General features: G+C 40.4%; 10 protein-coding genes. 6 read left to right on the top strand and 4 right to left on the bottom strand.

Annotated elements, in window-relative coordinates:
- The first annotated feature begins 18 nt into the window (after window positions 1-18).
- Window positions 19-1,941: a transglycosylase domain-containing protein gene (locus CLI64_RS23955; RefSeq protein ID WP_103139571.1), complete on the top strand. Its 1,923-nt coding sequence runs from the start codon at window positions 19-21 to the stop codon at window positions 1,939-1,941.
- Between the two features lie 86 nt (window positions 1,942-2,027).
- Here the strand turns inward: CLI64_RS23955 and CLI64_RS23950 are convergent, their stop codons facing one another.
- Both CLI64_RS23950 and CLI64_RS23945 read right to left on the bottom strand, forming a co-directional pair.
- The gene (locus tag CLI64_RS23950; protein ID WP_103139570.1) at window positions 2,028-2,351 is read right to left on the bottom strand and encodes a DUF1825 family protein; all 324 of its coding nucleotides are present in this window, start codon (window positions 2,349-2,351) and stop codon (window positions 2,028-2,030) included.
- Window positions 2,352-2,467: 116 nt separating this feature from the next.
- The gene (locus tag CLI64_RS23945) at window positions 2,468-3,427 is read right to left on the bottom strand and encodes a DnaJ domain-containing protein (protein ID WP_225977419.1); all 960 of its coding nucleotides are present in this window, start codon (window positions 3,425-3,427) and stop codon (window positions 2,468-2,470) included.
- 454 nt (window positions 3,428-3,881) lie between these two features.
- Here CLI64_RS23945 and CLI64_RS23940 point away from each other — a divergent pair, with 454 nt between their 5' ends.
- Both CLI64_RS23940 and CLI64_RS23935 read left to right on the top strand, forming a co-directional pair.
- The gene (locus tag CLI64_RS23940; RefSeq protein WP_103139568.1) at window positions 3,882-4,244 is read left to right on the top strand and encodes an NINE protein; all 363 of its coding nucleotides are present in this window, start codon (window positions 3,882-3,884) and stop codon (window positions 4,242-4,244) included.
- Between the two features lie 238 nt (window positions 4,245-4,482).
- A complete protein-coding gene (locus CLI64_RS23935) occupies window positions 4,483-5,355 on the top strand; it encodes a 6-carboxytetrahydropterin synthase (protein ID WP_103139567.1) in 873 nt (290 codons plus the stop codon).
- A gap of 175 nt (window positions 5,356-5,530) precedes the next feature.
- Here CLI64_RS23935 and CLI64_RS23930 read toward each other — a convergent pair whose 3' ends face one another.
- Together CLI64_RS23930 and CLI64_RS23925 are read right to left on the bottom strand one after the other, a co-directional pair.
- Window positions 5,531-6,940: an LCP family protein gene (locus CLI64_RS23930; RefSeq protein WP_103139566.1), complete on the bottom strand. Its 1,410-nt coding sequence runs from the start codon at window positions 6,938-6,940 to the stop codon at window positions 5,531-5,533.
- Window positions 6,941-7,304: 364 nt separating this feature from the next.
- Window positions 7,305-7,670, bottom strand: coding sequence for a hypothetical protein (locus CLI64_RS23925; protein WP_103140850.1), 366 nt, complete (start codon window positions 7,668-7,670; stop codon window positions 7,305-7,307).
- A gap of 185 nt (window positions 7,671-7,855) precedes the next feature.
- Between CLI64_RS23925 and CLI64_RS23920 the strand changes: the two genes are divergently transcribed.
- The 3 genes from CLI64_RS23920 to CLI64_RS23910 all read left to right on the top strand — a co-directional run bounded on the left by CLI64_RS23920 (window position 7,856) and on the right by CLI64_RS23910 (window position 11,739).
- Window positions 7,856-9,019, top strand: a complete 1,164-nt coding sequence (locus CLI64_RS23920) for an AI-2E family transporter (RefSeq protein WP_103139565.1) — start codon at window positions 7,856-7,858, stop codon at window positions 9,017-9,019.
- Between the two features lie 428 nt (window positions 9,020-9,447).
- Entirely contained in the window at window positions 9,448-10,608 is a 1,161-nt protein-coding gene (locus CLI64_RS23915) for a phosphotransferase (RefSeq protein ID WP_103139564.1), read from the top strand.
- Window positions 10,609-10,629: 21 nt separating this feature from the next.
- Window positions 10,630-11,739, top strand: coding sequence for a T3SS effector HopA1 family protein (locus CLI64_RS23910; RefSeq protein ID WP_308418369.1), 1,110 nt, complete (start codon window positions 10,630-10,632; stop codon window positions 11,737-11,739).
- Window positions 11,740-12,021: the final 282 nt, after the last annotated feature.

Raw genomic sequence — 12,021 nt, 5'->3', positions numbered from 1 at the left:
TGAGGAAGTGAAATCGCCGTGTCGTCTAGGACTTTTGAAGAAAAGCAATCCCAACGTCGGACTTCATCGGGGTTTGAGTTTTTAAAAGGAGTCGGCCAGGTAGCTGGTGGCACTCTATTATCAATCACGATGTTAACAAGCTCCATTGTAGCTGGAGGACTGGTTGGTCTAGCCATCAGTTTCCGCAATTTGCCCGATGTCAGGCAATTACGCAACTTCTTCCCCTCAGAAACCACTTATATCTATGACATTAAAGGTAAGCTTTTAGCCAGTGTCCACGGTGAAGCGAATCGGGAAGTTGTACCTCTAGATAAAATTTCTCCCAATCTTAAACGAGCTGTATTAGCTAGTGAGGATGGTCATTTCTACTACCACCACGGCATTAACCCCACTGGTGTAGGTCGTGCTGTCGTGACTAACTTAGTAGCTGGTGGCGTGAAAGAAGGTGGTTCTACCATCACCATGCAGCTGGTAAAAAACTTATTTTTGACTCGTAGACGCGCCTTTACCCGTAAATTAGCAGAAGCAGTTTTAGCCATTCGCCTAGAACAAATTCTCACCAAAGACCAAATTTTAGAAATGTACCTCAATCAAGTGTATTGGGGTCATAACAATTACGGTGTACAAACAGCCGCCAGGAGTTATTTTAATAAATCCTCGGAAAATTTAACTATTGCTGAATCAGCGATGATGGCGGGGTTGATTCAAGCACCAGAAGAATTTAGTCCCTTTGTCAGTATGAAACTGGCAAAGCAAAAACAAAGAGAAGTTTTAGGACGAATGCTGGAGTTAAACTGGATTACCCAGCAAGAATATGACCAAGCCCTCAAGCAAGAAATTAAACTCGGCAGAATTAGATCATTCCAAGGCAGTGCTTTGCCCTATATCACCAATACTGTGGCGCAAGAATTGGCGAAAAAATTTGGTCGGGAAGCCTTGCTTAAAGGAGGAATGCGAGTCCAAACCACAGTGGATGCTGACTTCCAAGTTATGGCAGAAGATACTGTGAAGAAATGGCACAAAAGTCTACAAGGTCAGGGTTTGAGTAAAAATCAAATTGCCTTAGTCGCAATCGATCCACGAACACACTTTGTCAAAGCTTTGGTTGGTGGTGTAGACCCGAAAGCCAGCGAATTCAACCGCGCTACCCAAGCACAGCGTCAGCCTGGATCTTCCTTTAAACCTTTTGTGTATTATGCTGCCTTTGCTACTGGTAAGTATGCACCAGACTCTACGGTCGTAGACGCTCCAGTCAGCTATCGAGATGGTAACGGTTGGTACTATCCACGTAACTATGATGGTAGTTTTGCCGGCGCAATGTCGATTCGCACAGCCTTAGCACAATCACGTAATATTCCTGTGATTAAAATTGGCAAGACTATAGGCATGAATAGAGTCATAGAAACTTGCCGCACTTTGGGTATCAACAGTCCGATGGAACCTGTTACCTCTTTACCTTTAGGGGCAATTGGGGTGACTCCTTTAGAAATGGCTAGTGCTTACGCTACTTTTGCTAATTACGGTTGGCAGTCACCAACAACGGTAATTGCTAGGATTACGGACAGTAGCGGCAACGTTTTATTGGATAATACGCCTAAACCTCAGCAGGTACTAGATCCTTGGGCTTCAGCAGCGATTATAGATGTGATGCGCTCAGTTATGACTGATGGTACTGGTAAGGGTGCGGCCATAGACCGGCCAGCAGCAGGCAAAACTGGTACAACATCATCAGAAAAAGATATTTGGTTTGTCGGGACTGTACCGCAATTAACCACTGCTGTCTGGGTAGGTAGAGACGACAACAGGCAACTAGCTAGTGGTGCAACTGGTGGTGGGATGGTGGCTCCCATCTGGAAGGACTTCATGACGAAGGCTCTCAAAAATGTCCCAGTCGAAAACTTTAAATCTCCTTCTCAGTTTCCTCGTCCGAAAACCAATTAAATTCGGGGATTGGGAATTGGATATGGGAATCAAATCTACTTTATCTGTTATTTCCTCTGCTTTCCCTATTCCCCATTCCCTCATCCTTATTGCTGTTTTTCTAGCTCGGATTTCATCCTTTCTAGGGTCATGTGCATTTGATCAAACATTTGCTGTGGGGTGATACCAAACTGATTGAGTTGGGTTTTGAGTTGTTCTACGGTCATTTGCGCCATGAAATCTTCTGATAGCTCGAATCGCTTCATAAAGACGCGATAGCGATCCATCATATTTTCCATTTGCCCAATAAACAGCTTTTTACCCTCACGGTCAAATTTACCGTAGTTGTTACCCAGTTTAATCAGTGCTTGATAATCTTCAAACAACTGCTTTGCTTCTTGCTGAACTATCTCAGAATCGAAGAATCCCATGTGCCTCTATTCATCTGAGTGATAAAACTCAGTAGCCTATAGTTTTGCTGTTATCTATTTTTATTTTAGTCTAGAGGACTTGATTCCCAAAATAGCTTCGGGTGAAGTACGGCTTTTTACCGAAATTTCAACACTTGACTCAATTTTGCTTCGACGTTGACCAGGAACTTACTTAACCAGCCTGCAATGCCGATCGCCTTCGCTAAGGATACATGATCTGCGTGTAATTCTACGGGGATTTGCATCTGACTAGCATATTTTAATGCTAGTGGGTTTTGTGGGTTGAGTTTTAAAGCGTGACGAATATAAACTTTCGCCATCCCAATAAACTTTTGTTTTTGATGTATTACTCCCAACAAGGCATAGTAATCACTGTTATTGGGTTCTAGCTTGATGGCATCACGCAATTCCCTCACCGCCAATGACCAGTGGGATTGTTTAGAATATTCTATTGCCCGTTGATAGTGACGTTGAGCATAATTGATGGTAGATGCTGGAGAATTTTTAGTTTTATTTAATTTAGCTACAACTGTGTGATTTCTAGTGGGCGAAACTACTACAGCCTGAGATGCTTTATCTTTAGGGTTAAATAATGGTTGTGATTGTAAGTATAAGTAAGCTAAGTTCAATTCATTGAGCTTTTGGACAATGAATACAGATTGGTTGATTGTTTGATACTGAATTTTGGCGTAATCAGCGATCGCTTTTTCATAAAATAACTGGGCTTCTTGAAGAGACATCCCCATGAATTTCTGGAGCAAAGGATGACGCTCAGTTATGGCATTTTTTCCCCAGGTGATGGCTTTGGCGCGCAAATTCGCTAGGTTATCACTTCGCTTTTGAACATTCTTCAATTCAGCGTAAGCTGGGTTAATTAACCGCGTTAATATGGCTGTGAATAATTCTTTGTCTCCCTGGTTGCGGCTATCCTGGTCAGGATGTAACAGCTTTGCCAATATATAATAACGCTTCAGAATACTACGCTCATCTGCCGTTACTGCAAGTCCTAAAATAGCGTAGGGATCGTCTGATAGATGCTGGAGCAATTCTGTAAGTAGAGGAGTCTGTAACATCATGGTAGATAGGCCGCTAGGAATTTCAAGATAGCATTGGAGATGAGGTGATGGGTACTGGAGAGTTCAGATTAATACAATAGATTCATATTTGCTTCTTAGATCCAAGGGGAGGGTTAAAGTGGGGTGAAAAGGTATCTTTATATATAAATCGTAACTTTTCCCATACCCTCTAAATTTCATTTGTTCTCATGGGTTGTTACTCCAGGTCTTATACCAATTCGCAATTCGCTAACGCAATGGACTAACGTTCCGCTACGCTCTAAGCGCAGCTATGCCGCAGGCTTTACGCAATTAAAAAACTTATATGCAGCAAATATTCAGCATTTACATCTGTATCATGATTTTCGTGAAATGGTCTTAGGGTTTAGGGGTTGATGAGGGGTTTTCCTTAATTAGAATTCCCCTATGGCTGTCTGATGTTGACAATTGTGGTAGTCGTTGATCAATTAGGAATATGTTAATTAAGCGCAAAAGTAGAAGTGTGGCGGCTATTCTCGCCTTTGCTGGCACAGTTAGCTTTTCTGGATTACATAAGTTTTATTTAGGACAGCCACTTTGGGGTTTGTTGTATCTTGCGCTGTCGTGGACACCAATTCCCAAAGTGGCTAGTGCAATTGAGGGGTTTTGGTATTTAGCCCAAGATGAGGAAGCATTTGATCGCAATTTTAACTTTGGTCAGTCGGCTGCAAAAACCCCAGATGTAGGTAATCAAATCGGAGCGATCGCCGATGCTTTACGTGAGTTAGATAGTTTACGTCAAGAGGGATTGATTTCTGAGTACGAGTTTGAGCAGAAACGCCGTCAGTTGCTTGAGTAGGGATTGGGGATTGGGGACTGGGGATTGGGGAGACAAGGGGGACAAGGTAGGAGATGGGAAAAACTGTTCCCTGTTCCCTGTTCCCTGTTCTCTAATGACTAATGACTATTGACTATTGACTATTGACTATTGACTATTGACTACTAACTAATAACCAATGACTAATGACCAAAAAATTGGTTTATGCTGGAATATAGAGAAAGATTAAGAAATTTTAAATTCTGCTCCCAGTGTACTCATGCAATGTATTGTGAATCGCCGCGCTCAGTTTTCGGCAAGTCATCGCTATTGGTTGCCAGAATTGAGTCCAGCCGAGAACCTTGAGAAATTTGGTGCTTGCTCTAAATTTCCGGGACATGGACATAACTATGTCCTATTTATCTCTATGGCTGGAGAATTAGATGAATATGGCATGGTGCTGAACTTATCTGACGTGAAGCACGTAATTAAAAAAGAAGTTACCAGCCAACTAGATTTTTCCTATCTCAATGATGTCTGGGCAGAATTTCAACAAACTTTGCCTACGACGGAAAATATCGCACGAGTGATTTGGCAAAGACTAGCACCCCACCTACCGCTAGTCCGCGTACAGTTGTTTGAACATCCTGAACTTTGGGCAGATTATATAGGAAACGGAATGGAAGCTTACCTCTCTATCAGCACTCACTTTAGCGCAGCCCATCGGCTCGCAAGTCCCAATCTTAGTGATGAAGATAATCAGGAAATTTATGGTAAATGCGCCCGTACCCACGGACACGGACATAATTACCATTTAGAAGTCACTGTTAAAGGTGAAATTGATCAACGCACTGGAATGATTGTTGATTTAGGTGCTTTGAATCAAGTGATAGATGATTATGTGGTAGAGCCATTCGACCACACCTTTTTAAACAAAGATATTCCCTATTTTGCGGAGGTTGTACCAACGGCTGAGAATATTGCTTTGTATATTAGTAATTTACTGCGATCGCCCATTCAAAATTTAGGCGCGAAGCTCCACAAAGTCAAACTGATTGAAAGTCCCAATAATTCCTGTGAAATTTACTGCACAGATCCAGAATCAAATGTTGCTAGCACAGTTCAAAACCAACCAGTGTTAGCAAAAGTTTAACAATTCAAAATTCAAAATTCAAAATTCAAAATTAAAGACATTTTCAGTCGGGGATTTCAACCCCCACTGAAAATATGCTACGTATAGACGTAGGGGTCTTAAACCCTCTGATTTACGATAAAAACAAGAGACGCAAAATTTTGCGTCTCTTTGATTTCCACAGTTCCTAATCACATCAAAAACTGCTGGAACTATCCAATAAATCTTTCTTTTGTAACCAATCTTTACCTAGTTGAATACTGATATCAGAGTCAAGACTGCCGGTACTCTCTATTTTCACTTCACCAAAACCTAGAGAATTACGGATTGATTCGGCACCATTACCATCTCCCTGTTGAGCGATAATGTTAGTGACTTCTAGGGGTTCAGACCAGGGTTTATAAACGTAGATGTTACGATATCCGGCTTTTTCCAAAGCTTTGATTAATGGACGGAGTTGAGAGCGATCGCTGCCTGTGCTATCTTGAATTGCAATTCTTAACCTGGCTGGATCGGCAACTTGCAGTTCGGATGTTGACTCTACACCAAAGTGTTGTGCCATCAACTTGGTAATACCTCTTTTACTCGGTATCCAGTAGCTAGCGTCAAACTCGCCATTTTCGCTAAAGCGTCCAGGTAGCATAAACATTTGCATATTCGACCGATTAGTACGGACGCTAAAACCTACTAACGCCACTAGTTCTTCAACGGTTAAGTTGGTGTCAATATTATCTTTGACTACGTTGAGGATGTTTGGTAATTCTTTCCAGGTCATGGGGTTGAGGCTTTGGTCAATTAAAGCGCGAATGACCATTTGTTGACGCTGAATGCGGCCAATATCTCCTAGTTCATCGTGGCGAAAACGCAGTAATTGTAGAGTCTGATTGCCGTTTAGATGCTGTTTACCTGCTTTTAAATCAATATATAAGTGTTGGGAGTCATCACGATATTTCATATCTTTGGGGACATAGACTGTCACTCCACCCAAAGCATCAATGAGTTTTTCTACTCCTAAGACATTAATCCGAATGTAGCGATCAATCCCTGTACCCCCTAAAACGTTACTGACTGTTTTGGCGGTTAAAGCGGGGCCTCCTTCCACATTGGCAGCGTTAATTTTTCTTATCCCATATCCCTCAATTTCGGTGCGGGTATCTCTGGGAATGGACAACATGGCGATTTTTTTCTTCTCTGGTTCAAATTGCACCAGTAGCATGACATCCGATAGACCATCAAAGGAGTTAACTTGTGGTAAATATCGCAAATTTTTAGTTTCAGATGGAGGGTTCCGCACATCTGGCGGTAGGACACTCATTCCCATAACTAAAAGATTGACGGGACGAGTTAATTCGGAGAAGCGTAACCCACTACCCGCGATCGCGTCACTGTCAAAGACGGCTTCTTCTTGAGGACTTAACTCGGCTTGCTGTAATGGTGTGCTACTTAAAGATACGGCTAATAGCGCACCAGCTGTTGCTGACACCATAGCAATACCACTCATCCCCACCCAGAACCATAGCCAACGCCCAGATTTGGCATTTTTTCCCCTGGACTTGGAGGCGTTTGCTGATTGGTTTCCTTCGGTTGAAGTTCTTTGACTGGTCACAGACTTCCTCACACTTAACTGATTAATTTTAGGTAAATTTGCCGACTAACAATACAGATAAATCAACCCTTAATAGCTAACTTTAATAAACCATACTGACTTGTCAATACAGTGTTAACCACAACACTTATAGCAGGATTTTTTGTTCCTTGTGACAAATCTTTCCATGTTTCCTTGAAGTATGACAACAATTGACTCTGTTTGACTAGATGTAAACGAAAGATTTTTAGGGACTGGGAATAAATTGTATTGATGATTTTAAATTTTGTAATCGTGATTTTTGATAAAAATATTTAACCAGCATTGTTGACTATGGAAAAACACTGAGAGCATATGTAGCTTTCTTGTGAATTTTACCAGTTTATTATTCCCATAATTTGCGGGCTAAATTACTTAAACCTGGTAAGCGAAAAGACTTCCCTCTCAAAATCCTGAAAATTAGCCAGACACTCACCAAAAAATAACCAGATGTACAAAAGCTATTCAGGATTAACATTCGCAGTGCTAAAAAATCAGAAGTTGCTGCACCAGTGGCTAACAACAGATAGCTTAACAGCCAAGTAAACGCCAGAGTTATAGACAGACGACTGATAGCTAGTTGTTCCCGATTACCTTGACGGCGATAAATCGTCCAAAGGGAGGGGAAAAAACCAATCACAGGGATTAAATATAGAATTAACTGTGTTTTGGTGTTTTCTGCATCGTTTTGACAAGGTAGGGATTGGGTCATGTCTTCCCCAGTCTCATTTTTCCAGGTGCTATTCTCTTGATACAGTAGATGATCACTCGATTCCGAATTTTTCATAAGATGTTCGTCGAATCCTAAACTAGAGGGATGAATGAGTGTGATGTAGTTAGAGATAATAAGCTATAGATCGAGAATTTTATTGAGTTCTATCCCGCAATCGGTTTAAGATGCAGACACGCAAGCTATTCAACTGGTGGCAGACACTAACACCAATAGCAAGAATTGGGGCGATCGCACTGTTCGCTCCTCTGTTAGTTCTCAATGGTTGGGCATTTGCCGCAATTTTTAATTATTTCCACTCCTTAATAGTTATTCTAGTTGGAGCCTCAGTTTTAGCATTTCTGCTCAACTATCCCGTTAGCTGGATGGAGTATCACGGTGCAAAACGAGAGCAAGTCGCAGTTTTAGTGTTTTTACTGGCTCTATCGGTGCTTTTGGCTTTGGGGGTAACTTTGTTTCCCTTGGCTCTTACCCAGGCGCAACAGTTAGTAGCACGCATTCCAGAGTTAATTGATTCTGGGCGATCGCAATTGATGATGTTGAATGAAAAAGCCGAAGTGATAGGTTTACCTGTAAACCTAGATGCTTTGGTAGTACAAATTAATGATCGTGTCAAGGGGCAACTACAAGCGATCGCCGGTCAAGTTTTAAATCTGGCTGTGGTGACATTCACTAGTCTGCTGGATTTTCTGTTGACGATGGTGTTGACTTTTTATCTTTTACAGCATGGCGGCGAACTCTGGGAAAGTTTAGTGGAGTGGCTACCCACCAGATTCCGTGAGCCATTTTCTCAAACGGTACGTTTAAGTTTTCAAAATTTCTTTATTACCCAGCTCATCTTATCTACTTGCATGGCTTCAGCCTTAATTCCGACGTTTTTATGGCTGAAAGTCCCCTTTGGGTTATTGTTTGGCTTGACGATTGGGATTATGGCTCTTGTCCCCTTTGGCGGTTCTGTCGGGATTGCGCTGACTACTTCCTTGGTGGCTTTGCAAGATTTCTCAATGGGAGTCAAAGTTTTGATTGCGGCTGTGATTGTACAGCAAATTCTCGAAAATTTGATTGCACCCCGTATTTTAGGCAGTTTTACAGGTTTAAATCCGGTATGGGTATTAATTTCTGTGTTAACTGGAGCGAGAATTGGCGGACTTTTAGGTGTAATTGTTGCTGTTCCTACGGCTGTAATTATTAAGACTGCTCTTAGTGCTTTGCGTCTTCCTACTTTAATTCATGATGCGGAGGAAACTACTACAGCGATCGCACCTGAAGATAATCCCAAACCAGAGTCTAAAAATCCCCTGAGTGTTGCAGAACAGCCGACTTTACCGTAAGCAGGATCAAGGCTGTATTAGTTTGGTGAGGAAGTATCCAATTAAATAGTATTCATTACTGGGACTCTGTACAGATGCTTTTTGGTGAAGAGTCCCAGTTTTTTGTCTGTTTTTTTTCGGAATTTTGGGACATTAATAATTTAATTTTTGACTTTTCATAGAGTTTGGAAAACCCCTCTTAATGTAATTATTTGTGTACGCAAAAGTCTTATAACCTTGTTCCAGATCATTTTGATCCCCCCTAACCCCCCTTGAAAAAAGGGGGGAACTAGAATCGTAGTCACTCTTTTTAATTTAAGGACATAAAAGTCACACTTGAGTCTAATAAAATTTGCTTAAAAAGTATTGTCTATTCGTAATTACTTCTGAAAGCGCAGATATGTTAATTAATCAAGCTGGGCTATGACCATCTCACCAACGCCGGAAATATGAAAATTAAATTGAATTCTCAGAATGTTTTTGATTATTTATTTGAGCATAAAATCTTAGATAAATCAATCTCTCCATCTGCGGTTAAAGTGGAAGCGATCGCCGCTAAAAATTTCAATTTATTACTCAGTTTACCAGAAAATAAAAAGCTCTTGATTAAACAGGAAAGAGCCAATCAAGTCGGCAAGGTACAAAATGAGTTTTTATATGAGTGGCAAACGCAGGATTTAATCCAGCACTTTCCTGAATTAAGTTATTTACAAGTATATTTACGTAAGTTAATTCACTACGATCAAGATAATGCTATTCTCATTTTTGAGTACCTTGATAATTATCAAGATTTAAATGAATTTTATAGTGATCAGAATATATTTCCCCAAGAGATAGCTAGTCAAGTCGGTAAACTCATCGCTACTGTTCACCGAGCAACATATAATCAGCAAAAATATCGAAATTTTTTAGCTCAATATCCCCAAAATATTTACAGCAATCCTGTACATTACCTAATTAATAAATTAGAGCGAGTCACACCAGAAGTTTTTGCGATCGCTCCTCCCGATGCTCTGAAATTTTTAGCATTCTATCAGCGATACGAAATCCTGGGTAAAGCAGTTAAAGAACTTGCTAATTCACTGCATCCTTGCTGCTTAATTCATAATGATCTCAAGCTCAATAATCTGCTACTAGCTAATGATTGGGAAAACGCAAATGCAAATGCGATTCGCCTCATTGATTGGGAACGCTCCACTTGGGGAGATCCAGCATTGGATTTAGGTAAACTCATCGGTAGCTATCTGCTGATTTGGCTGAATAGTTTACTCTTTAGTCAATCTCTCACTATTGAACAATCCTTAAGATTAGCGAATACACCACTAGAAAAAATTCAACCTACTATTGCAGCTTTAACCCAGGCTTATCTCCAAGAATTTCCAGAAATATTAGTAGATAGACCAAATTTTATCCCACAACTCATACAATGTGCTGGTTTTGCCTTGATTCAACAAATTCGTGTGATGCTGCACTATCAAAGCACCTTTGATAATACTGGAATTTGCTTACTACAAGTAGCTAAAAGTTTGTTATGTCGTCCTGAACAATCAATTCCCACTATCTTTGGTAATGCTGCTCGTGAATTCATCAATCAGCCTGCGATCGCTTAAGTAAATTACTTTCTAAAAACTATGATGCAATTACTTAATTTTTTCCAAATATCCAATCAAGGAACTGTCAACACTTCATTAATTGACACATTACAAGACATTACTCAAAAAATTGCCATCCATGCTGATTTTTCCATCCATCACCCTCATTATCAACCTTTGGCACTTGCGCCTAATATGGTTGAATGTTTTTCTCAAATGCCACCAGAAACTCAAAAACAATATCTCAGTCTACAATTACGTACTTATATTTACGGCATTTATTATAATGGCTCTCTTCAATCTAAGTTAAGACTCGATCAAACACCATCCAACCAACGTTTAGATGTTGAAAATCATGCTTTTTCGGATATAGACGCTGACTTTCATCAACAAATCGATGCCAATAACTACGGTACAGGATATTTTGACGCAAATTGGCAGATTATCAAACAAGAAGATGACGGTAATTTAGTTGTCACCAAAAAAGGATTAAAACTACATATAGAACGCGCCAAACATCTGTCCCAATTACAACAAAATGCAAATGTTGGTGATAGTGTATCGATTAAAATGCCCAAAAGTTTGCTCACAAAAGGCTTTTATATGGCTGTAGGTGATGCAGGAGCAAATTATGGACAAAATCTGGATATTCGTCCTATTATGGTCAGAATTTATCTGAATTTGACTAGTAGAGGTGCAATTGCTCTGATGGGAGCAATATCCCAGGCTCTCAATGAAATTAGCATACCTTTTAGTTTCAAGGTTTTGTATAATCCAGGTGATTACGGGCGTTATGATTCAGGAGTGCTGTACTTCGATAAAAGAGACTATGCGACTATTCGTCCGATCATTCAAAGCATATACAGCAGTCATCAGCAATACTTCCAACCCCAAGTGCCATTATTTACCAAATACCTCGCACCAGGAATGGGACTAGCGGAAGAAGTAGCGCAAAAATTGACAAATCAGGAAAGTTTCGGAATGCACCGTTGCCAATTAATTGCCAATGGATTGTTATTATCCTGGGAACAGGGAAATCAATTACCAGAAGAGAGAATGAAATCGATAATTGAGCAATTTTCTAGTATGGGAATTGACATGGAGCGTACATACTTAAACCCTGACTCAGAAGATATCTACCAATTCTAAGAATTAAGGGGTTAAGTAATTCTAAATGCCAAAAATATTTAAAGTAGTTGTCTAATCAAGACTCAGCAACTCTTTTACCCAAATCCAATACCCTCTTGTGGCAAACTGTCTCTACCTGGCACAACAATTTATGATATAATAATCTGTCTGGAAGTTGAAGTGTGTTAGCACCAGCTTTTCTGCGCTAGGATTGAAAGATAATTAAATGTACACTACCGAATTAGGCAGTTGCATACATAATCGCTATTATGGCATAACCTTTACGGAGACTAGAACCAGGAA

It is taken from the genome of Nostoc sp. CENA543 (genome assembly GCF_002896875.1).
Taxonomy (GTDB): domain Bacteria; phylum Cyanobacteriota; class Cyanobacteriia; order Cyanobacteriales; family Nostocaceae; genus Trichormus.
This window is presented reverse-complemented; position numbering and strand designations above follow the sequence as displayed.

Excerpts from the sequence above, each read along its gene's own strand:
- CLI64_RS23950 (WP_103139570.1), bottom strand. The coding sequence starts at position 2,351 with ATGGGATTCTTCGATTCTGAGATAGTTCAGCAAGAAGCAAAGCAGTTG.
- CLI64_RS23945 (WP_225977419.1), bottom strand. The coding sequence starts at position 3,427 with ATGATGTTACAGACTCCTCTACTTACAGAATTGCTCCAGCATCTATCA.
- CLI64_RS23940 (WP_103139568.1), top strand. The coding sequence starts at position 3,882 with ATGTTAATTAAGCGCAAAAGTAGAAGTGTGGCGGCTATTCTCGCCTTT.
- CLI64_RS23935 (WP_103139567.1), top strand. The coding sequence starts at position 4,483 with ATGCAATGTATTGTGAATCGCCGCGCTCAGTTTTCGGCAAGTCATCGC.
- CLI64_RS23925 (WP_103140850.1), bottom strand. The coding sequence starts at position 7,670 with ATGACCCAATCCCTACCTTGTCAAAACGATGCAGAAAACACCAAAACA.
- CLI64_RS23920 (WP_103139565.1), top strand. The coding sequence starts at position 7,856 with ATGCAGACACGCAAGCTATTCAACTGGTGGCAGACACTAACACCAATA.
- CLI64_RS23915 (WP_103139564.1), top strand. The coding sequence starts at position 9,448 with ATGAAAATTAAATTGAATTCTCAGAATGTTTTTGATTATTTATTTGAG.
- CLI64_RS23910 (WP_308418369.1), top strand. The coding sequence starts at position 10,630 with ATGATGCAATTACTTAATTTTTTCCAAATATCCAATCAAGGAACTGTC.